We start from the raw sequence: 20297 nt of genomic DNA on the forward strand, positions 1-20297 counted from the left end.
TCCCCCGCGGTCAGCGGCCGGCGAGCGCGACCTCGCGGCGTAGGAACGCCAGCCTGGCCCGCTTGCCCTCCAGGTCGATCTCCGGGCCGAGTTCGAAGCCGGTGCGCACCAGGCGGTCCAGCGCCTTGGTGTTGCGCGCGTCGGGCTCGGCGACGATACGCAGCCGACCCGGTTCCGACAGCACCCAGGCGACGAACTCGCCCAGCAGCACGGCGGTGTAGCCGGGCTGCGGCTCACCGTCGGCGGGGCCGATCATCAGGTGCACGCCGAAGTCGCCGGGCTGCACGTCGTAGCACTCCCCCACCGGGTCGGCCTCGGGCTCGTAGGTCTGGAACAGCGCCGCCGGCGTGCCGTCCCGCTGGACCAGGTAGGCGTGGTGGGTGGTGAGCGAGTCCAGGTAGGAGTAGATCTCCCGGACCCGGTCGAGGTCCGCCTCACCCATGCCCCAGAAGCGGGCCCGGTCCTGCCCCACCCAGCGGTGGATGACCGCGGCGTCGGCGTCCGGGTCGACGGGCACGATGCTCACCGTCCCGAACCCCTCGACGTGGTTGCGGTACACGGCTGCCCGGGTGGTCGGCTCAGTCGTCATGCTTCTCCTTGGTGAGGTGCTGCCAGTCGGTGCACACGGGGACGAGTTCGCCCCGCAGCCACAGCGGCAGCTGGTCGCGGTGGTGGGGGTGGCCGGGAACGCCGGAGGCGCCGAGCGGGACGATCCAGCGGCTGTCGTCCCGCCGGGCGAGGTCCCACACGAAGCGGGCGGCGGGACCGCGGGCACTGCGGTGGGTGTAACCGGGCACGCTCGACGTGGACAGCACGCAGTCCAGGTCGCCGCCGAGACCGGGCCACCGCTCACCCGCTTCGCCCGGCTCGCCGTCCGGTCCGGGCGGCAGCGCCTGCCAGGGCGCCAGCCGGTGCACCTCGCCCCACGGCTCGAAGTCCCCTTCCCTGGCGGCCACTTCCTCGACGGCGGCCCGGACGGTGTCGAGCCGGTCGATGTTGGGCAGCTGGTCCGTGGTGAGCAGGTTCTCCAGGGCGAAGGCCACCCTCGGCCCCAGCGCCAGCCACGGCTGGAAGACACCGGGCCGGTCCACGGGCCCGGCCAGCGGTGCCAGCGACGGTTCGGCCGCGAACCGACGCACCACGGCGGCCCGCAGCTCGGCGTAGGCGGTGGCGTCGGTGCTGGCGGCGTCCATCCGCCGGTCCCAGGCCAGCAGCCGCTCCCGCAGGGCCGCGCCGGGCGGGCTCAGCCGGGAGAGTCGGTCGAGCAGGTTGAGCAGCGGGCGGGCCGAGGCGAGCTGGGTGTCGGTGTGCACGGCGGCGACGGACTCGGCCGTCCACACCGTGGACCGCTCCAGGAGTTCCCGGATGCGGGTGGCTCGGTGCGGCGGTGCGAACTCCACGCCCAGCGGCGCGGCCAGGCCGCGCTGGTTGGCCATCACCGCGACGCCGCGGACGGCCTCCCTGGGCATCTGGCCGTGCCATCCGCGCCAGGCGTGCCCGTCCTCCCAGGCGTCGACCACCCGCAGCTGGTTGTCGCGGGAGCGCACGGGCACCCGCCCGGCGACCCGGTGCAGCAGGCCGCCCCGGGTGTCGGCGGCCTGCACCACGTTGACGGGCTCCACCCACTGGTCCACGGCCCGGTCCACGTCGTCGACGGTCGTGGCGCGCAGCAGCGCGGGCAGGGTGCCGAAGCCGAGGTCGTGCCTTACGCGCGGCGGGCAGCGAAGGCTGATGGCCTCCGCGTCCTCGGGGCCGCCGATGACGACCGGCCCGCGGTCGGTCTCCACCAGGTCCACGGTGACCGCGTCCGCGCCGGCCACGTCGATGGTCTCGGTGCGGTGCGAGGCGGGACGCCAGCCGTCGGGCCCGAGCGCCTCCAGTCGGTCGCCGCGGCGGCGCAGCCGCTCACGGTAGAGGTCCTGGTAGTCGGCCATCGCGTTGGTGATCGCCCAGGCGACGTGGCCGGTGTGGCCGAAGTGGGCGATGCCGGGCACTCCGGGCACCGCCAGGCCGACGACGTCGAACTCCGGGCAGGCGAGGTGGACCTGCTGGTAGACACCGGGGTCCTCGATGAAGCGGTGCGGGTCGCCGGCGAGCAGCGGGGCGCCGGTGGCGGTGCGCTCCCCGGTGACCAGCCAGCCGTTGCTGCCGGTCGTGCCGGGGCCGTCGGTGGCGAACAGCTCGACGGCGTCGGGGCCCAGGCGCCTGACCACCTCCTCCCGCCACAGCTTGGTGGGGAAGCCGGCGAACAGCAGGTGCGTGGCGAGCCACACACCCAGCGGCGTCCACGGCTGCCAGGTGCCGGGCGTCAGCGCGGTGGCGGCGAACTCCGGCGCGGCGGCGGCGCCCTCGGGCAGGCCCGCGTTGACGCCGTCGGTGTAGGCGGTGACCCAGTCGCGGGTCTCCTCGTCGAGGCTGCGGAAGCACCGCCGGGCGGTGTCCTCCAGGCGGGACTGCCGGGCGAGCCGGTCCCAGCCGACCGCCTCGGGTCCCAGGAAGGCGGCCGTCGTGCCCTGTGCCCGGTGGCGTTCGACCTCCAGCTGCCACGCCCGGTCGACGGCGGCGTTGTGCCCCTGGGCGTAGGCCAGTTCACGCGCGCTGCCGGCACGCAGGTGGGGAATCCCCCAGGCGTCTCTGTGGACCTCGATGCTCACACGTCCCCCGCAGATCTTTAGGTTAGGCTGCCCTAACTTATGGAATTCGGACGCCGGGCGCAACGTGACCGGGGCGGATCCACCGACGAGGGGAGAGCGGCGCATGGGTCACGGCTGGGAGGGCGTGGTACTCAAACTACTGCGCGGCAAGGACTTCGTGTGCACGGTGACCAGGAACGAGGATGTCGGCGAGCGGTACCGGCGGCTGCGCCTGACCGACGGCGGCATGCTGGCGGCGACCGGCACGCACCCCACGATGTGGGTGCGGCTGTGGTTCGACAACGCGGGCCGGCCGCACCAGCGCGCGTACACCCTGGTGGACCCCGACCCCTCGGACGGCACCTTCGGGCTGGAGTTCGCCCTGCACGAGGGCTGCGCCAGCGACTGGGCGCGCACGGCGAAGCCCGGCGACACCATCGAGGCGACCGTGCAGGGCACGGGCTTCACGGTGCCCTCCCCTACGCCCTCCCGGCTCTGCGTGGTGGGTGACGCGGCATCGCTCCCGGCCGTCAACTCTCTGCTCGACGCCACGCCCGCCGTCCCGGCCACGGTCTGGCTGGAGGCCTCGCACCCGGCCGACGAGAAGCTGCCACTGCGGTCCGACCCGGCACGGCACGAGGTCCGGTGGGTGCCGCGCCGCGACGGCGGTGCGCACCTGGTGTCGCAGTTCCGAGCGGCCCTGGCCGACGACCCGTCCGGTACGGACGGCACCTACTTCTGGATCGCCTGCGACACCGCCACCACCCGGACACTGGCGTCGCACCTGCGCAAGGAGGCGGCCGTACCCAAGGACCGGGTGCACGCCCTGGGTTACTGGCGGCCCTGAGGGCCCCGGCACGGTTCGCCCACCCGTTTTCCGGGCGCACCGCGCGACGGCGCACGCGCATACGAAACCTGGGGCGGGTATTCGGAGCGGATCGGCGTGCGGATTGGTGGGCGCCGTACATTTCGTTGATTCCCACGGGGATTTAATTCTTCCGGGTGAAGGAGCAATCCGCCGAACAGTCAGCGACGAATGGGGGGTGTGACAGCAAAGAAAGCACCCACGAAGCCGAGGTCCTGGCCGGTGGCCTGCGCCGCCGCGCTGAGCGGCCTGCTCGCCGGGTTCGCCTCTCTGGCCGTCGCCGAACTCGTCTCCGCGGCGGTGCGCCCCGAGTCCGGCCCGGTCACCGCGGTCGGCGGGGCGGTCATCGACCGGACCCCCTCCGGGGTGAAGGACTGGGCCGTGCAGACCTTCGGCAGCGCCGACAAGGTGGTGCTGCTGGGCGGCATCCTGGTGCTCCTGGCCCTGTTCGGCATCGCCCTGGGCCTGCTGGCCCTGCGGTACCGGCGGGCGGCCTCCGCGGGCGTGCTGGTGTTCGGCGTGGTCGGCGCGGTGGCTGCCGCGGGCCGGCCGGACGGAAGCGCGACCGACGCGATCCCCTCGGTGGTCGGCGCCATGGCTGGCGCCGCGGTCCTGTACCTCCTTGCCGGGCGCCTGACCGCGGGCTCCGCCGCCGAGGAGACCGGGGGACCCAAGGACAGGCAGCGGACGGCAGCCGGTTTCGACCGGCGCGGCTTCGTGGCCGCCGCCGCTGCCACCGCGGCTGCCTCGGCGGGCGCAGGCGTACTGGGTCGGCGCCTGAACGCGTCCAGCGGGGCCGAGGCAGCCGCTTCCCGCTCCGGCATCGTGCTCCCCCGGCCCGCCTCACCCGCCGGCGCGGTGCCCGCCGGGGCGGACCTCAAAATCGACGGGCTCAGCCCGTTCACCACCCCCAACTCCGACTTCTACCGGGTGGACACCGCACTGGTCGTGCCGAAGGTGGACGCCACCACCTGGAAGCTGCGCATCCACGGCCGCGGTGTGCGGCGCGAGCTGGAGCTGACCTACGACGACCTGCTGCGCCGCGACCTGGTCGAGCGGGACATCACGCTCACCTGCGTCTCCAACGAGGTCGGCGGCCCCTACGTGGGCAACGCCCGCTGGATCGGCGTGCCGCTGGCGGACCTGCTGCGTGAGGCGGGCGTGCGGGCGCCGTCCGCCGGCGGCCCGGCCGACCAGCTGGTGGCCCGATCGGTGGAGGGCATGACCTTCGGTTCACCCGTGGAAACGGTGCTGGACGGCAGGGACGCGCTGCTCGCCTTGGGTATGAACGGCGAGCCGCTCCCCTTCCGCAACGGATTTCCGGTACGCATGGTCGTGCCCGGTCTGTACGGATACGTCTCTGCCTGCAAATGGCTCACGGAGTTGGAACTGACCACGTTCGACGACTACGACGTGTACTGGGTCAAGCGGAACTGGGCCCGTGAGGCCCCCGTCAAGACCCAGTCGCGCATCGACACCCCCAAGCCCTTCGCCACCCCCTCCCCCGGGACCGTGCGGGTCGCCGGGGTGGCATGGGCCCAGCACCGCGGCGTCGACCGGGTCGAGGTCCGCGTCGACGACGGGCCCTGGCGGGCCGCCGAGCTCGCCGCTGAGCACTCCGCCGACACCTGGCGGCAGTGGGTCTGGGACTGGCCGGCCACCTCCGGGCGGCACCGGCTGGAGGTCCGCGCCACTGACGGCAAGGGCCGCACACAGACCGCAGAGCGCGTCGGGACCATCCCCGACGGTGCGACCGGGTGGCACTCGGTGGTGGTCAACGTGGCCTGACACGCCGACTCCCCCACCGTCCGTCCCACCGATCCGCGGGGCTCCGCAGCGGAGCCCCCACCCCACCCAGGAGAAGAACCATGAACGCCCACCGCATCCGCCGCAGCATCGTCGCCATCGCCGCCGCCGCCGTGCTGCCGCTGGCCGTCACCGCCTGCTCGTCGGACAGCTCCGACACCGCCGCCACCGAGGCGACCGCCCCGGTCAACAACGAGCAGGACACGACGCCCGAGCCCACCGAGGACGCCACCCAGGCCGACGCGCCGTTCGGCACCGCCTGTGCCGACGTACCCGAGGAGGGCGACGGCAGCTTCGACGGCATGGCGGAGGACCCGGTCGCCACCGCCGCCTCCAACAACCCCGAGCTGTCCACCCTGGTCGACGCCGTGGATCAGGCCGACCTGGTCGACACGCTGAACAACTCCGAGGACATCACCGTCTTCGCGCCGACCAACGACGCCTTCGACAAGCTGCCCGAGGACGACCTGAAGGCGCTGCTGGCGGACAAGGACGAGCTGACCAAGGTCCTCACCTACCACGTGGTGGGTGAGCGCCTGGCGCCGTCCGACCTGGAGGACGGCGAGTTCGAGACCCTGGAGACGAGCAAGCTCACCACCTCCGGCTCCGACGAGGAGTACCAGGTCAACGACGAGTCCAACATCGTCTGCGGCAACGTGCAGACCTCGAACGCCACCGTCTACATCGTCGACACCGTGCTGATGCCGAAGTCCTGACCCCGTCCGCCGAGGCACCGCACCCGGCACTTCCCCGGTGCGGTGCTTCGGCATGTCGCCTCCGTGTCAGCGGCATGTCGGGAAGAAGTCCCGGCGAAGGCCGGGTGAAAGGTGTATTGCTCAGCCGCGCACGGCGCCGTAATTTCGCTGCATGGAATTGGAGTTGCGGCATCTGAAGGTCATCCGGGCAATCGACGAGGCGGGCAGCCTCACCCGGGCGGCCACTTCGCTGGGGCTTGCCCAGTCCGCGCTCAGCGCCCAGCTCAAGAGGATCGAACGTGTACTGGGCGGCACTCTCTTCGTACGGGACCGGGGCGGCGCCCGGCCCACCCCGCTCGGCGAACTGGTCCTGGACCGGGCCAGGGTGCTGCTGCCGGCGATGCGGCAGCTCCAGGAGGACGCCCAGCGCTTCTCCCAGACCTGGGGCGAGGGTCTGCGGTTCCGCATCGGCGGCACCCACGGCCCGCTGCTGGGCGCGCTGGTGGACCGCATATCGGAGCTCCACCCGGAGGCGCCGCTGAGCACCGTCACGTCCTGGTCGGTGTCGGAGATATGCGACCTCGTCCTCACCGGACGGCTGGACTTCGCCCTCATCGGCGTGTGCGGCGAGAGTTCACCGCCGGCCGCCGACCAACTGGCCTGGCAGCCGGTGGGGCGCGACCCGGTGTTCGTGATGCTCTCCGAGCGCCACCCGCACGCCGGCGACGGCGAGCTGGAGCTGAGCAAGCTGGCGGAGGAGCGCTGGGCGAACGCACCGGGCGACGGCTGCTTCGGGGACTGCTTCACCGCCGCCTGCAGCCGGGCCGGGTTCACCCCGCTGAGCGTCTTCGAGACCGACACCGCCTCCTGTGTGCACCTGGTGCAGGTGGGACGGGCGGTGGGACTGTGCCGGGCCACCTTCCCGCCGACCCCGGGCATCGTCACCATGCCGCTCACCGGTACGCCGCTCAGCTGGCGCCACCTCGTGGGGCACCACCCGGGCTCGTCGGCCGCCGGCGGGGCCCCCACGGTCGCCCTGCACTCGCGGCAGGTCCACGGGGAGGCGGCCCGGCGCAATCCCCGGTACGTGCGCTGGCTGGAGGCGAACGCGCGGTACGGGACAGCCGGCTGACTGTCCGGTATCCGGTTCCATCACACCGCGAGAGGGGTGAACTGGCAGGTACACGCCATCGCTCGGAGTGGCTAGGTTGTGGCCTGCACCCCCGACACTGAGGAGAACCCCCATGCTCCACAGACGCAGTGTGATCGCCTCGGCAGCCGTCGCGATCGCCGCACTCGGTATCACCACGCTGCCCGCCACCGCGGGCGCGCTGGAGGCACCGCAGGCACCCGCAGCCAAGGCCACGGCGAAGATGCCCGCCGAGATGCTCAAGGCCATGGAACGCGACCTCGGCCTCACCCCGGCCCAGGTCGAGAGCCGGGTGGCCAACGAGGCGAAGGCCGGCAAGCTGGCCCCCGCCCTCGCCAAGGACCTCGGAAGCCGCTACGGCGGCGCCTGGGTAGCGGGTGAGACCGCACAGCTCGTCGTCGCCACCACCGACAGCGGCCAGGCCGCCGCCATCGAGCGCAGTGGCGCCACCGCCAAGGTCGTCGACCACAGCCTGAAGTCGCTGGACGCGGCGATAGCCAAGCTGGACCGCGCCGCGGCGAAGCAGAACTCCCAGGCCGCCTCGCTGTGGTACGTGGACGTCAAGTCCAACAGCGTCGTGGTCCGCTCCGCGACACCCGCCAAGGCGGAGAAGCTGGTCGCCGCCAGCGGCGTCGACGCCGACGCGGTGCGCATCGTCAAGTCCGACGAGCAGTACCGCACCTTCTACGACCTGGTCGGCGGCCAGGCGTACTACATCAACAACTCCGGCCGCTGCTCCATCGGCTTCTCGGTCCGCCGCGGCACCACCCCGGGCTACGCCACGGCCGGCCACTGCGGCCGGGCGGGCAACGCCACCCAGGGCTTCAACCGGGTCGCCCAGGGCACCTTCCAGGCCTCCTGGTTCCCCGGCCGTGACATGGCCTGGGTCGCCGTCAACAGCAACTGGACCCCGACTCCCCGCGTCCAGGGCGCCAGCGCCACGGTGGCCGGCTCCACCCAGGCGCCCGTGGGCTCCTCGGTGTGCCGTTCCGGCTCGACCACCGGCTGGCACTGCGGAACCATCCAGCAGCACAACACCAGCGTCACCTACCCGCAGGGCACCATCTCCGGGGTCACCCGGACCAGTGTGTGCGCCGAGCCCGGTGACTCCGGCGGCTCCTACATCTCCGGACGCCAGGCCCAGGGCGTGACCTCCGGTGGATCCGGCAACTGCCGCACCGGTGGCACCACGTTCTACCAGCCGATCAACCCGATCCTGTCGCAGTACGGGCTCACCCTCGTGACCGGCTGACCCACCCCGCCCAAGGCCGGTGGCCCGTCGCGATCCTCACCGATCGCGACGGGCCACCGGCGCGTCCGGGCGCCGACGGGCCCCGGCGGCCGGGCCCACACTCCGCCGGGCAGCCCTTAGGGTCGGGGCATGACGGTCGGATCACTCCTGCGCGGGTGGCGGCAGCGCGCGGGCATCAGCCAGCTGGAACTGGCCCTGCGCGCCGACTCCTCCGCCCGGCACCTCAGCTTCGTCGAGACCGGGCGGGCCCGCCCGGGGCGCGACCTGCTGCTGCGCCTCGCCGGCCACCTCGACGTGCCGGTACGGGAACGCAACGCGCTGCTGCTGGCCGCCGGTTACGCGCCGCACTACCCGCAGACCCCGCTGGACGACCCCGCGATGGACGGCCTGCGCGACGGCCTGGAGCGCATGGTGGCCGGCCACGAACCGCACCCGGCCGTGGTGCTGGACGGCACCTACACCGTGGTCGCCGCCAACCGGGCCGTCTCGCTGCTGCTGGACGGCGTGGACCCGCAGCTGCTGACCCCGCCGCTGAACGCCATGCGGCTCACCCTGCATCCCAGGGGCATGGCGCCGCGCATCCGCAACCACCGGCAGTGGCGCGGGCACCTGCTCTCCCAGATGGAACGGCAGCTCGCCCTGGTCCGGCACCCCCCGCTGGCCGCACTGTACGAGGAGGTCGCCGGCTATCCGCCGCCGCCCGGCCTGCCCAGGGACGAACCGGCCGGCGAGCGGGCCGCGTTCGCGCTGCCCCTGCTGCTGGATCACGACGGGCGGACGCTGTCGTTCCTGTCCACCGTCGCCACGTTCAACACCCCGGCCGACGTGACCGTCTCGGAACTGGCGGTCGAGACCTTCCTGCCCGCCGACCGGGCCACCGCCGACGTACTGCACGCACGTGCCGCCGAGCGGGACGGCTGACGCCGGACGGCAGCCGCTCAACCCGACCGGTCCAGCCAGCGGGCCAGCAGGCGGTGGACCTCCTCGGCGCCGACCGGCTCGGCCTCAGGGGCGGGCAGCTCCCGCGGGAACAGCAGGAACGCCTCGGACTGTTCCCCGCCGAGGCCGCCGTGCGAGCCGACCTGCTCCTCGAAGGCGTGCACCTCGCCGGTGACGGGGTCGACCGCCGAGTTCACCATGATGTCGGCCGCGTTGCCGAAGCCCGACGTGCGTCGCACGGCGGCCGCCGCGCGCGGGCCGAAGGGCGCCAGCGGGTCGTCACCGACGACCTTGCCCGTCGCCAGGCGGTGTTCGGCCCCCCGCGCCCCGAGCACCAGCGGGCCGTGCTCGGCACTGTCCACGAGCACGAAGCCGATACCGGGATGGTCGGCCAGGGCCGCGAGCAGCGCCGGGTGCAGCGCGTCGATCTCCTCCCGGCAGGCGCGGCCGGGGATGCCGGGGAACGAGACCAGCCCCAGGTTGCCCGAGCCGAGCACCACCGGACCGGGCGGGCGGGGGTGCCGGGTCTCCTCACCGGGACCGTCCTCCGGCCGGTGCAGCGCCGCGCGCGCGGCGGCCCGCGCCTCGCTGTCGCTCGCCGTGTGCCGGGCGCGGCGCCGCACCGGCAGCCCGGACGCGGCCCGCACCAGGTCCTCCAGAGTGAGGCCGTAGCGTCCGGTGAACGTCGGCCCGGTGCTCTGGCCGTGGTCGGACAGCAGCACCACCCGGTAAGGACGCGGCGCCCGGCGGGCCGCGCCGAGCAGCAGCGCCACCGAGCGGTCCAGGCTGCCCAGGACCTGCCGGGCGTCGGTGCTGCGCGGCCCGGAGTGGTGGGCCACCTCGTCGTAGCCGACGAGGTCGGCGTAGACGGCCGTCCGCCCGGACAGCATGTCGCCGATGACCGCGGCGACCACCACGTCCCGCTCGACGACCGTCGCGAAGGCCCGGATCAGCGGGTAGAGGCCGCCCCTGCCCACCCGGGGGCGGTCTCCCCGGATCCGCGAGCGCAGGGACTGGCAGAGTTCCCTGACCACTTCCGCCACGAACGACACGGCGGTGCGGGTCGCGTTGGCGGGGTCGCTGAAGTAAGCGAAGTACCCCGCCCGGGAACGCTGGTGCCGTCCCCGGCGCGCGGCCACCGACAGCACCAGCGCGAGCTGGTCGGCCCCGCCGCTGAACAAATTTCCGCGGCTGGCACCGTCCCCGGCGAGCAGCCCGCGCTGCCCGGTCCTGGCCTGCGCCCGGCGCTGCAGCTCGGCCGCGGCGGAGGGCCGGTTGCTGATGACCACCTCGCCGGTCGGCTTCTCGTACCAGCGGAACGCCGGCACGTCCGCGCAGCTGCCGTGCAGGATGCCGAGCTGGCTGGCGGCGGTCTGGCTGCTCCAGTCGGTGTGCCAGGCGGTCAGCCGGTGGGTGCTGCCGAGCAGCGCGGCGACGGCCGGCATGAGCGGTTCCGGCCCGGCGAGCGCCTCCCGCAGGACGCGGTGGCCGACCCCGTCGAGCTGGAGGAAGACGGTGCCGGGGCCGGGCCGGGTCGACTCGCGGCCCGTGCGGCGGCGGCGCCGGTCGGCCAGCCGCGCCAGGCGCCGCTGGTACGCCTCGTCGTCGCGGACCGCGAGAAAGGTGCTGGTGGCGGAGGACGCCGCAGACATGACCGCGGCCACCACCACGGCGGTGCGCGGATCGGCCTCGCCCCGCCCGGGGATGGCGCTCAGGGCGACCAGCAGCAGAGAGCCGTTGAGGAAGAAGACCAGCAGGCCGAGTACCAGCGCCGGGACGAGCAGCAGGGCCCGGACGACGAAAGGCCACACCAGCGCGCTCAGGACGCCGAACACCCCGGCGCCCAGCGCCGCGGTCAGCCCGATCCGGGTGACGCTGTCCCCGGCGGCGGACTGCAGGCGGAAGTCGGGCAGCACGGCGGCCAGCAGCAGCATCGTCGCCGTGGCGACGCCCCACACGGCCAGCACCCGCAGTGCGGCGGCGCCGCGGTGGCACCAGGCCGGTCTGCGCGTCGGCACCGGCGCGCTCCTCTCTCCCCTCGGCGGCCGTGTGGCCACCCGCACCCCTCGCCCTCACCCTCGCACAGCGGTCACCGCCCCGCCCTTGCCCCCCGGCGGGCCGGTGCGCGCGGCCGGTGCGCGGGGAGACAGCCGTAGGCTTTCGAGCAGCGGCCGACGAAGCGGAGGACCGACGTGCCGGTGGACATCACCTGGTGGGGGCATGCGACGGCGAGTGTGCACGACTCCGGCGTGACGGTGCTGACCGATCCGCTGTTCGCCCGTCGGTTGGCCCACCTGCGGCGGAGGCGCGGCGCGCTGCCGGACGACGCGGCGGTCCGGGCCGACGTGGTGGTCGTCTCCCATCTGCACGCCGACCACCTGCACCTCCCGTCGCTGGCGAGGCTGGCCGAGGGCACCGTGCTGCTGGTGCCGCGCGGCGCGCCGGACCGGGTGGCGGGGCTGCGCGAGCTGGCCGCCCGGCTGGATCTGCGGGAGGTCGCGCCGGGAGACCGGGTCGCCTTGGGGCCGGTGGCGCTGCGGGCCGTGCCCGCAGCGCACGACGGCCGCCGACTGCCGTGGGGCCCGCGCGGGGTGCCCGCCCTGGGCTACGTGGTGGAAGGCGCCGCCCGGACGTACTTCGCGGGTGACACCGCGCTGTTCGACACGATGGCCGAGGAGGTCGGGCCGGTCGACGTGGCGCTGCTGCCGGTCGGCGGCTGGGGCCCGTTCCTCGGGCCCGGCCACCTCGACGCCCGCCGGGCGGCGGAGGCGCTGGTGCGGCTCGGCCCCTCCCACGCGGTGCCGGTGCACTACGGCACGTACTGGCCCGTCGGCATGGACGCGGTGCGTCCGCACGAGTTCCACTCCCCCGGTGACGAGTTCGCCCGGTGGGCGGCGCGGCTGGCCTGCCGGGTGCGGGTGGCCACGCCCGGCCACGGTGAACGGGTACGTCTGGCGGCGGCGCGGTGAGCGCGGCGTCCAGCGCGGTCGTGCACGCCCTCGCCGCACCGGCCGGGCTGCCGGGGTGGGACGCGCTGCCGGGCCTGTCGTCCGTCGGCGCCCCCGAGGTGGTCGGCTATCCGTCGCTGTTCGTCCTGGTCCTGTTCGGCTCGCTGGTTCCCGTGGTGCCCACCGGCGCCCTGGTGAGCGGCGCGGCGGTGGTGGCGGTGCACGCGGACACGCCGGTGCTGTCGCTGCTGGGCGTGCTGGCGGTCGGCGCGCTGGCGGCGTTCTGCGGCGATCTGGTGCTGTACGCGCTGGCCGGCGCCGGGCTGCGGGGGCGGGGCAGCGGGCCGCGGTGGCTGGGCGCGCTGCGGGCCCGCGCGGCGCCGGAGCGGCTGGCGCGGGCCCGACGCGGACTGCACGAGCACGGGGTGACGGTGCTGGTGGTGTCCCGCCTGGTGCCGGCGGGCCGGATCCCGGTGATGCTGGCCTGCCTGCTGGGAGGGCTGCCGCTGTCCCGGTTCGCGCGGGGTGCGGCCCCGGCCGGACTGGCGTGGGCGCTGGCGTACGGCGTGGTCGGCATCGTCGGCGGGACGCTGTTCCCCGAGCCGTGGCAGGGGTTGATGGCCGCGGTGCTGCTGGCGCTGCTGATCGCCGCCGGGCCCGGCCTGTACCGGTACCTGCGGCGCACGCCCGGCGGTGAGGCGCCCGGCTGAGGGCGGGGCGCCTCACGGCGGGAGGCGGAGTCGGGTCGGCTGCGGACGGCGCTCAGCCGGGGTCGAGGGTGCGGGAGCCGCCGACGGGCAGGTCCCACAGGTCCTCGCGCGGGCGGCCCGCCGCGGCCCATGCCCGCCGTACCCGGTGCAGCGGTTCCAGCGGGGGTTCCGACGACAGCAGGAACGTGCCCCAGTGCATGGGGGCCATGCGCCGGGCGCCGAGGTCCAGGCAGGCCTGGACGGCCTCCTCGGGGTCGGTGTGGACCGGGCGCAGCCACCAGCGCGGCGCGTACGCCCCGATCGGCATCAGGGCCAGGTCGATGCCGGGCAGGCGCCGGCCGATCTCGCCGAACCAGTGGCCGTAACCGGTGTCGCCGGCGAAGTACACCTGCTGCCCCTGTGGGGCGCCCAGCACCCAGCCGCCCCACAGCGAGCGGCAGGTGTCACCGAGGGTCCGCCGGGACCAGTGGTGGGCGGGTACGAAGGTGAAGCGGACCGGGCCGTCCGGGGAGGGCAGTTCGGCCGACTCCCACCAGTCGAGTTCGGTGACGCGGGTGAACCTGCGGCGGCGGCACCAGGCCCCCAGCCCGGCGGGCACGAACAGGGGCGTGTCGCGCGGCAGGCGGCGCAGGGTGCGCGCGTCGAGGTGGTCGTAGTGGTTGTGGGAGATCACCACGGCGTCCACCCGCGGCAGCGCCTGCCACTCCACTCCGACCGGGGTCACGCGGGCCGGGGTGCCGAGGATCTTGCGCGACCAGACCGGGTCGGTGAGCACCGTCAGCCCGCCGACGCGCAGCACCCAGCTGGCGTGACCGGCCCAGGTCGCCGACACCGTCGCGGTGCCCGGGTCGGGCAGCGGGCCCGGGTCGTAGGGCAGGCGGGACACCTCACGCAGCGCCCCGGCGCTCGGACGCATGCCCCCTTCCCTGGCCATCCGGAGGAACTGCCGCACGCCCGGGAGGGGTTGGGTGAGCCGGTCGGCGAAACTGCTTGGCCAGGTACGGAGTTCCCCGACGGGCCGCAGACCGCCCGAGAGCTCGGAGCCGGAGGGGACGGGCGGAGGCGCTGCGGGGCCGGCGTCGGCCGGGCCCGCCGAGTTGGCGTGGGCCTCGACCCGCGCCAGCGCCTCGGGGGACGCGTCGGGCACGGCGGGTTCGTCCGGGACGTCGACGTCCGCGTGGACCGGTCGGTACGCCTGCGCCTGCTCTGCCTGTTCCGTCATGCGCGTCTCCGGTGCTCGTGGTGCGTCCGTGCGATGGGGAGGGGTGGTGCCGTCTCCGCGTCCCGCAGGAACGCGGAGAGTCCTCCCGGCACGTCCGTCTGCCCGGAAGCACCGTCCCCATACCCGGCCGGGGTGTCGTGAGGCGTGTTGGCCGTGTTGGCCGCGTACGCCGTGTAGGTGGTGGAGAGCCGGACCCGCAGCGCCCCGGGGTCGTCGCCGAAGTGGTGGCCGCCCAATGCGACGTTCCCGAGCCTGAGCAGCAGTGCGGCCTCCAGGGTCGCCGCGTCCTCCACGCCCCGCTGCTCCAGCGACGGGCGCAGCGGTTCGAGGTCGGCGTAGAGGTGGCGGCCGACGTGCGGCGGGCGGCACAGGCCGCCGGCTTCGACCACCGTCCGGCGCAGCGCGGCGGCGGCCGTGCCGTGCGCGCGTGCGGCGGCGGTGCGCCGCCGCCGGGCGGCCTGGGGCTCGGCCAGGGCCTCGGCGGCCCGCTCCGCTGTCGCGGGCACCAGCGCGGTGCCGAGGCAGTCGAGTGCCCGCCGTACCGCGGCGGTCAGCTGCTTGCCGCGGGCGGTGTCAGGGAGGCGGGCCACGGCCGCGGCCGGGCCGTCCGGGAGCAGTGCGGCCTCCAGCCCGTTCAGCACGCACACCCGGTCGGCGTCGCCGGCGGGCCCGTGCAGCATTTCGGCCGGGCTGACGGTGACGGTGTCGTGGGGCCGGTGTGAGGTGTCGCGCCAGCTCTCGTCGCTGAGGATCAGCAGTTCCTCGCCGGCCGCCGCCTCGCACACCTCGTGCAGCAGTTCGGGCGGCACGGCGGTGCCGGTCGGGTCGTCCGCGACGGACAGCAGGAGCACCCGGGGGCCCGGCCCGTCACGGCGGGCCCGGCGCAGCGTCTCCAGCAGGGCGAACGGGTCGGGCACACCCCCGCACTCGGCGGGGGTGGGAACGCAGTGCACGGGACGGCCGAGCAGCCGGGCCGGGGCGGCGTGCCAGGCCGCGCACGGCCTGGGCAGCAGCAGCCCGCCGCGGGTGTCGGTCGCGGCGGCGAGCAGCGCCAGCAGCAGCGTTTCGGCCCCTGGCGCGGCCACCACCTGCTCGGGACGGGTGGGCAGGCCGCGCCGCCGCCAGTATCCGCCGGCCTCGTGTGCCACGGCCTGCTCCGGGCGGATGGCCTCCATGCGCCTCACTCCGTCCACGTGCGGCGAACCGTCCGGTTCCTCCCGGTTCCCACTGTGGCAGAGACCGTCCGGCCCCGCCCGGGCGAGCGCGACCGGTGTGCGCTACGGCATCCGGTGCAGGCGGCGGAGCTGGGACTCCAGGCCGCGTCCGCGGCTGCGCACCACGCCTTCGGCCACTTCGGAGAGCTTGCGGTTGGACGCCTGCGAGAGCCGGCGCAGCAGCAGGAACGCCTCGCCTGCGTCGCACCCGGAGATGTGCATGATGATGCCGCAGGCCTGGTCGATGACCGGCCTGCGGCGCAACGCCGCGTCCAGCTGCTCAACCTGCGCGATGCGCTCCCGGTGCCGGTGGTCGCGGATGAGTTCGCTGACGGTCAGGTCGCCGAGCAACCCCATGACGCCGTCGACGGCGTCGTGCGGCGCACGCGGCCGGACGCCGTGCAGGGAGAGTGTGATCACCAGGCCGTCCCGGCCGCAGGGCAGGGTGGCGACGGACCGCAGCCCGAGGTCGAGTGCCCGCGCCCGGTAGGCGCCCCAGCGCTCCTCCTCCAGCAGGTCGCTCGAACCGACCAGCTCTCCGGTGGCCAGCGCGTCGGTGACGGGCCCGTCACCGACGCGGCGCTCGACGTCCAGTAGCGCGGAGAGGTCGGGGTGGGTGAGAGCGACGTTCTCGTTGCCGAGCGGATCGTCCTGCGCAGTGCCGTCGGACACCGTCACGGCCACCGCCCAGCAGTCCGCACTCGCCTGGGCCACGCGCTCGGCGAGCAGGGCGAGGCTGCGCGCCGTGGAGCCGCCCTCGGGCTCGTCTACACCGGCCCGGCCGGCGTCCGCGGACGGTGCACCCTGACGGTGGACAGGCATTCTGCTGATTACCTCGTATGTGGGGAGGGGGCTCGGTGACGGAGTGACATATGCCCTCCCCTTCACACACAAAACGAACAGATTCTCGGCCGTCCGGTGCGGGCGGCGCGGCACAGGCCCGTGGCCGGATGGCGCGGGAGGGCAACCGGCGGCCGCCGCGCGGCGCTAGGTTGGGGGCATGGCCGATTCCAAAGAGACCTCGGTGGAGTCGGCGGGCGGCTCCCGCAGCCGCTCAGCCGACCACGAACTCCTGCGCGCGGTCTTCCAGCGGTTTCCCCTCCCGGTGGTGCTGCTGGACCGCGACGCCGTCGTGCGGCGACTCAACGAGGCGGCTGCCGGGCTGTTCGGGATGCGGGAGGGCTACGCGTCGGGACGCGGGCTCACCGGCGCGCTGGCCCACGCCGAACGTGCCGCGTTCCGCTCCCAGGTGGCCGCGGTCGCCCGCGACGAGGGCGGACGCAGCCTGACGGTACGGCTGCTGCGCCCGCCGGGGCCCCGGCACTGGGCCGGGCTGGAGCTGCGCACCACGCTGACACCGCTGCGTCCGCCACGGGAACCGCACGTCTCCGTGGTGGCCGTCTTCCAGCAGGGCTCCTCGGCTTCGCCGGAGGGCCGGGCGCCGGTTCCGTCCCGGGCCGCGTCGCCGGCGGCGGACACCGCCGGCTCGATCACGCGGCACACGGAGATGATGGACGTGGTCGACGACATGACGGCCGCCCTGCTGAGCGCGCCGTCCGCCGACGGAGTGGTGGACAGCGCCGGGGCGGTCCTCCATCCCGCTCTTGCGGACTGGGTGATCGTCGACCTGGCCGCACAGCCGGGCGGACGGGAACAGGACTCCGCGGGGCGCAGGGCCGTGTTCACCGGCGGCGGCCATGAGGAGCTGCGGCGCGCCGTGGCGTCGATGCGCCCCGAGGACTCACCCGTCGTCGAGACCGCGATGCGCAAGGGCGCGGAGACCCTCCAGGCCCACCCGGAGAACGCGGACGTCCTGGGCAGGACGGCTGACGGCACCCCGCTGCTGGAACGGGCCGACGTCAGCTCGCTGCTCTGCGTGCCGTTGCGTGCCGGCCGCGAGGCTCCCGTGATCGGGGCGCTCACGCTGCTGCGTTGCGGCGCCAGGCGGCCGTTCGAGCTGGCCGAGGCGGGCGCGGTTGACCGCATCGCCCGCCATGTGGTGCTCGCCCTGGACGGTCGCTGAGCAGCGGCGCCGAGGTCAGACGGAGACCGGCCGGGCCAGTTCACGTTCGGTGACCGGCGTCTCTTCCTGGATCTCGGCGTTCAGCTTGTGGCAGGTGCGGCTGATGAGCCGGGAGACGTGCATCTGCGAGATGCCCAGGTGCTCGGCGATCCGGCTCTGCGTCATGTCGCAGAAGAACCGCAGGTAGAGGATCTCCCGCTCACGCTGCGGCAGTTGCCGCAGCCGGGGCGCGGCGGCCTCGCGGTCCACCACCAGCTCGAAGCCGGGCTCGGGCGCGCCGAGCGTGTCGCTCAGCGAGTACCCGTCCTCGGCGCCGGGCAGCTCGGCGTCGAGTGAGAGCGTGCTGTAGCTCTCCAGCGCCTCCAGCCCGGTGCGGACCTCGTCCTCGGTGAGGCCGGTGTACTCGGCGAGCTGGGCGACCCCGGGTGAACGGCCGTCCAGGCCGGTGCTGAGCTGCCGGTAGGCGGTCCGGACCCGGTTGCGCAGCTCCTGCACCCGGCGCGGCACGTGCAGGCCCCACAGGTGGTCGCGGAAGTGGCGTTTGACCTCGCCCACGATGGTCGGCACGGCGAAGCTCTCGAAGGCGCTGCCGCGTGCGGGGTCGTACCGCCCGACGGCCTTGACGAGGCCCAGGGAGGCGACCTGCTCCAGGTCCTCCAGGGACTCGCCGCGATTGCGGAAGTTGCGGGCCAGCCGCTTCGCCATGGGGATCCATGCCTGGATGATCTCCTGACGGATCCGATCGCGTTCCGGGCCGTCGGGGAGTTCAGCCATGCGCTGGAACCTCGCACCGGTGTCCGGCGCGTCGTTGTGGGGGTGCCTGGCATGCCGGGCACGCGTGTTGACGGGTGTCATGGGATTCACTCCCGCGAATGGAGACTGCGGTGATCATCGCGGGAGGAGACACAGGTCGGACCGGGATTCTGCACCCGGGGCGGCCTGACGCCGCTCCCACGGATGTGCCTCCAGTCCGAAGCACGAAGGGACGCCTACCCGGACCTCACACCTCGAAACAGGGTTTTGCCCGTCCTTCACCCGGTTACCCGGTGAACTGACCGGACCGAATCCCCGGGGAAGCGGCACCACCCCGGTTCGGGCGGGTGCCGCGAGGCTCCGACCAGGACCGATGCGGGCAGTCCGGGCCGCCCGCACCCCGACTTCCACGCCGTGTCCCTCACGGGCCGTAGCCCACCGATGGAGTCAGCTTGACGGCGAAGAGCAGCACAGACGTGGCAGTGCGCGTCCCGCCGCGGCGGCCGCGCGGTCGGGCGGAGCGAAGGACCGCGGCTGCGCGGAGGAAGGCACCGGCTCCGGGACGGCTCGGCCCGGATGCCGACCACGAGGCGAGGAGCGGAGGCCGGGGCCTGCCGACAGCAGCCCGGCCACGGTCCCCATGCGTCCCGGGCACGTGACGAGCGGTGACGTCATCCCGGGAAACGGCCGGCGCCCGGCGAGCGGTCAGCTCGCCGGGCGCCGGTGTGCGTACACCGGCGCCCGGTGCCCGTACCGGGGTGTCCGGTTGCGCCAGCGAGCCAGCGGCGGTGTCGGCCTCGGCATCCCGGGTACCCGGGCCTTTGCGTCAGCACTGCCGTCTACCAGGAGGGAACCATGGATCTCGGATTCCTCAGTCCCCTGTACGACCGTCCCGGCCCGTGGGCCACGGTCTACTTCGCCACCGACTTCCCCGCCGAGGACGGTGCCGCCCGTCAGGAACTGCACGCCCGCGCGGCGGCCGACCGGCTCGCCGAGCAAGGCGCCGACGATCAGACCTGCCGCGCCGTCCACGACGCGTTGACGGCCCTGCCCCGCACTCCCAACCCGCCCGGGCGGGCGCTGTTCGCCACCTCCGGCGAAGTGGTGCTGGAGACGTCGCTGGCGGTCGCCCCCGACGGGGACGGCCCGCACGCGACGTGGGCTCCCCTGCCGCACACCGCTCCCCTGCTGGACCTGGCCGACGCCGGGCCGCGCTGCCTGATCGCCCGCATCGACCGGCTCGGTGCCGACTTCGAGGTGCGGGACACCGAGGGCACCCGCGAGGTGGGCCGCCTGGGCGGCGACGACTGGCCGATCCGCCGCACCCCGACCACCGACTGGTCCGAGCGGCACTTCCAGAACTCCGTCGAGAACACCTGGGAGCGCAACGCCGCCGCCGTCGCGGAGGGCATCACGGAGACCGCCGAACGCGAACACGCCGACATGATCGTGCTGAGCGGCGAGCACCGGCAGTGCATCACCGTGAAGGAGCGGTTGCCGCACGAGCTGAGGGCCGTCGCCGTCGAAGCGGAGCACGGCACCCGCTCCCCCGGCAGCAACGAGGAAGCCGGCGAGCGCAAGCTCGTGGGTGAGGTCGCCGACGCGCGGGCCTGGCGGGTCCGCCAGCGGGCCGCCGGCGTGATGGACCGGTTCCGGGCCGGCCGGGTGCCCACCGACGACGGCCGGATCGACGCCGCCGAAGGCGTGCCCGCGCTGGTCGAGGCGGCCCGGGAGCACCGGATCGCGACCCTGCTGCTCCGGCCGGACGGCCCGGACGCGCACCGCGAGGTGTGGGTGGGTGAAGACCCCACCCAGATCGCGATGCGCCGCACCGAGGCGCGCGAGCTGGGCGCAGGTGAGCCGATGTCCGCCCGTGCGGACGACGCGCTGATCCGCGCCGCCGCCGCCACCGGAGCCGGCGCGCTGTCGGTGAGCGCGCTGACCGACGAACCGGAGCAGCCCAGCGGCCTCCCGGTGGGCGGTCTGGGTGCGCTGCTGCGCTGGCCGTACGGCGCCGGCGCCCATGAGCAGCAGGAGGCTCTGCAGAGCTGACCACTCGGCGGACCCCGCGACGGGCGGGGTCCGCC

The 20297-nt window shown here is 74.4% G+C and carries 17 protein-coding genes; 10 read left to right on the forward strand and 7 right to left on the reverse strand.

The features are described 5' to 3' along the window. Nucleotides 1-10 precede the first annotated feature (10 nt). The gene (locus QNO07_RS01455; protein ID WP_283989462.1) at nucleotides 11-589 is read right to left on the reverse strand and encodes a GNAT family N-acetyltransferase; all 579 of its coding nucleotides are present in this window, start codon (nucleotides 587-589) and stop codon (nucleotides 11-13) included. Then, nucleotides 579-2654 carry a penicillin acylase family protein gene (locus QNO07_RS01460; protein WP_283989463.1) on the reverse strand — a complete coding sequence of 692 codons (2076 nt, stop codon included), beginning with the start codon at nucleotides 2652-2654 and terminating at the stop codon, nucleotides 579-581. The genes QNO07_RS01455 and QNO07_RS01460 overlap by 11 nt, the downstream gene beginning before the upstream one ends. Before the next feature lie 103 nt (nucleotides 2655-2757). Here QNO07_RS01460 and QNO07_RS01465 point away from each other — a divergent pair, with 103 nt between their 5' ends. The 6 genes from QNO07_RS01465 to QNO07_RS01490 all read left to right on the forward strand — a co-directional run bounded on the left by QNO07_RS01465 (nucleotide 2758) and on the right by QNO07_RS01490 (nucleotide 9322). Then, nucleotides 2758-3480: a siderophore-interacting protein gene (locus QNO07_RS01465; RefSeq protein WP_283989464.1), complete on the forward strand. Its 723-nt coding sequence runs from the start codon at nucleotides 2758-2760 to the stop codon at nucleotides 3478-3480. A 189-nt stretch (nucleotides 3481-3669) separates the two neighbouring features. Continuing rightward, entirely contained in the window at nucleotides 3670-5286 is a 1617-nt protein-coding gene (locus tag QNO07_RS01470; protein ID WP_349636797.1) for a molybdopterin-dependent oxidoreductase, read from the forward strand. Between the two features lie 80 nt (nucleotides 5287-5366). Beyond that, on the forward strand, nucleotides 5367-6020 hold the full coding sequence (locus tag QNO07_RS01475) for a fasciclin domain-containing protein (protein WP_283989465.1): 654 nt from the start codon (nucleotides 5367-5369) through the stop codon (nucleotides 6018-6020). Nucleotides 6021-6171: 151 nt separating this feature from the next. Continuing rightward, the gene (locus tag QNO07_RS01480; RefSeq protein WP_283989466.1) at nucleotides 6172-7131 is read left to right on the forward strand and encodes a LysR family transcriptional regulator; all 960 of its coding nucleotides are present in this window, start codon (nucleotides 6172-6174) and stop codon (nucleotides 7129-7131) included. A 112-nt stretch (nucleotides 7132-7243) separates the two neighbouring features. After that, nucleotides 7244-8401, forward strand: coding sequence for a S1 family peptidase (locus QNO07_RS01485; RefSeq protein WP_283989467.1), 1158 nt, complete (start codon nucleotides 7244-7246; stop codon nucleotides 8399-8401). Between the two features lie 129 nt (nucleotides 8402-8530). Then, nucleotides 8531-9322, forward strand: coding sequence for a helix-turn-helix domain-containing protein (locus QNO07_RS01490; protein WP_283989468.1), 792 nt, complete (start codon nucleotides 8531-8533; stop codon nucleotides 9320-9322). A gap of 17 nt (nucleotides 9323-9339) precedes the next feature. On the opposite strand, the gene QNO07_RS01495 is transcribed toward QNO07_RS01490, so the two are convergent. Beyond that, nucleotides 9340-11274, reverse strand: a complete 1935-nt coding sequence (locus QNO07_RS01495; protein WP_502961752.1) for an alkaline phosphatase family protein — start codon at nucleotides 11272-11274, stop codon at nucleotides 9340-9342. A gap of 258 nt (nucleotides 11275-11532) precedes the next feature. Here QNO07_RS01495 and QNO07_RS01500 point away from each other — a divergent pair, with 258 nt between their 5' ends. Together QNO07_RS01500 and QNO07_RS01505 are read left to right on the forward strand one after the other, a co-directional pair. Next, on the forward strand, nucleotides 11533-12309 hold the full coding sequence (locus QNO07_RS01500; protein ID WP_283989470.1) for an MBL fold metallo-hydrolase: 777 nt from the start codon (nucleotides 11533-11535) through the stop codon (nucleotides 12307-12309). Nucleotides 12310-12356: 47 nt separating this feature from the next. Next, entirely contained in the window at nucleotides 12357-12998 is a 642-nt protein-coding gene (locus QNO07_RS01505; protein ID WP_283989604.1) for a DedA family protein, read from the forward strand. A gap of 52 nt (nucleotides 12999-13050) precedes the next feature. Here the strand turns inward: QNO07_RS01505 and QNO07_RS01510 are convergent, their stop codons facing one another. From QNO07_RS01510 to QNO07_RS01520, 3 genes are all read right to left on the reverse strand, one after another. Continuing rightward, nucleotides 13051-14220, reverse strand: coding sequence for an MBL fold metallo-hydrolase (locus QNO07_RS01510; RefSeq protein ID WP_283989471.1), 1170 nt, complete (start codon nucleotides 14218-14220; stop codon nucleotides 13051-13053). Next, a complete protein-coding gene (locus tag QNO07_RS01515; RefSeq protein ID WP_283989472.1) occupies nucleotides 14217-15395 on the reverse strand; it encodes an aminotransferase class I/II-fold pyridoxal phosphate-dependent enzyme in 1179 nt (392 codons plus the stop codon). The genes QNO07_RS01510 and QNO07_RS01515 overlap by 4 nt, the downstream gene beginning before the upstream one ends. 102 nt (nucleotides 15396-15497) lie before the next feature. Further along, the gene (locus QNO07_RS01520) at nucleotides 15498-16256 is read right to left on the reverse strand and encodes an ANTAR domain-containing protein (protein WP_283989474.1); all 759 of its coding nucleotides are present in this window, start codon (nucleotides 16254-16256) and stop codon (nucleotides 15498-15500) included. Nucleotides 16257-16434: 178 nt separating this feature from the next. Here QNO07_RS01520 and QNO07_RS01525 point away from each other — a divergent pair, with 178 nt between their 5' ends. Next, complete coding sequence (locus QNO07_RS01525) at nucleotides 16435-17457, forward strand: PAS domain-containing protein (RefSeq protein WP_283989476.1); 1023 nt, start codon at nucleotides 16435-16437, stop codon at nucleotides 17455-17457. A 15-nt stretch (nucleotides 17458-17472) separates the two neighbouring features. Here the strand turns inward: QNO07_RS01525 and QNO07_RS01530 are convergent, their stop codons facing one another. Beyond that, entirely contained in the window at nucleotides 17473-18312 is an 840-nt protein-coding gene (locus tag QNO07_RS01530; protein ID WP_283989478.1) for a SigB/SigF/SigG family RNA polymerase sigma factor, read from the reverse strand. A 753-nt stretch (nucleotides 18313-19065) separates the two neighbouring features. Between QNO07_RS01530 and QNO07_RS01535 the strand changes: the two genes are divergently transcribed. Beyond that, nucleotides 19066-20262 carry a baeRF2 domain-containing protein gene (locus tag QNO07_RS01535; protein WP_283989479.1) on the forward strand — a complete coding sequence of 399 codons (1197 nt, stop codon included), beginning with the start codon at nucleotides 19066-19068 and terminating at the stop codon, nucleotides 20260-20262. Nucleotides 20263-20297 lie beyond the last annotated feature (35 nt).

Origin of the sequence: Streptomyces sp. 549, from assembly GCF_030124175.1 — a bacterium.
In the GTDB taxonomy this organism is placed as follows: domain Bacteria; phylum Actinomycetota; class Actinomycetes; order Streptomycetales; family Streptomycetaceae; genus Streptomyces.

Coding starts and splice junctions, on each gene's coding strand:
- QNO07_RS01455 (WP_283989462.1), bottom strand. CDS start 589: ATGACGACTGAGCCGACCACCCGGGCAGCCGTGTACCGCAACCACGTC.
- QNO07_RS01465 (WP_283989464.1), top strand. CDS start 2,758: ATGGGTCACGGCTGGGAGGGCGTGGTACTCAAACTACTGCGCGGCAAG.
- QNO07_RS01470 (WP_349636797.1), top strand. CDS start 3,670: ATGGGGGGTGTGACAGCAAAGAAAGCACCCACGAAGCCGAGGTCCTGG.
- QNO07_RS01475 (WP_283989465.1), top strand. CDS start 5,367: ATGAACGCCCACCGCATCCGCCGCAGCATCGTCGCCATCGCCGCCGCC.
- QNO07_RS01480 (WP_283989466.1), top strand. CDS start 6,172: ATGGAATTGGAGTTGCGGCATCTGAAGGTCATCCGGGCAATCGACGAG.
- QNO07_RS01485 (WP_283989467.1), top strand. CDS start 7,244: ATGCTCCACAGACGCAGTGTGATCGCCTCGGCAGCCGTCGCGATCGCC.
- QNO07_RS01490 (WP_283989468.1), top strand. CDS start 8,531: ATGACGGTCGGATCACTCCTGCGCGGGTGGCGGCAGCGCGCGGGCATC.
- QNO07_RS01495 (WP_502961752.1), bottom strand. CDS start 11,274: ATGCTGCTGCTGGCCGCCGTGCTGCCCGACTTCCGCCTGCAGTCCGCC.
- QNO07_RS01510 (WP_283989471.1), bottom strand. CDS start 14,220: ATGACGGAACAGGCAGAGCAGGCGCAGGCGTACCGACCGGTCCACGCG.
- QNO07_RS01515 (WP_283989472.1), bottom strand. CDS start 15,395: ATGGAGGCCATCCGCCCGGAGCAGGCCGTGGCACACGAGGCCGGCGGA.
- QNO07_RS01520 (WP_283989474.1), bottom strand. CDS start 16,256: ATGCCTGTCCACCGTCAGGGTGCACCGTCCGCGGACGCCGGCCGGGCC.
- QNO07_RS01525 (WP_283989476.1), top strand. CDS start 16,435: ATGGCCGATTCCAAAGAGACCTCGGTGGAGTCGGCGGGCGGCTCCCGC.
- QNO07_RS01530 (WP_283989478.1), bottom strand. CDS start 18,312: ATGACACCCGTCAACACGCGTGCCCGGCATGCCAGGCACCCCCACAAC.
- QNO07_RS01535 (WP_283989479.1), top strand. CDS start 19,066: ATGGATCTCGGATTCCTCAGTCCCCTGTACGACCGTCCCGGCCCGTGG.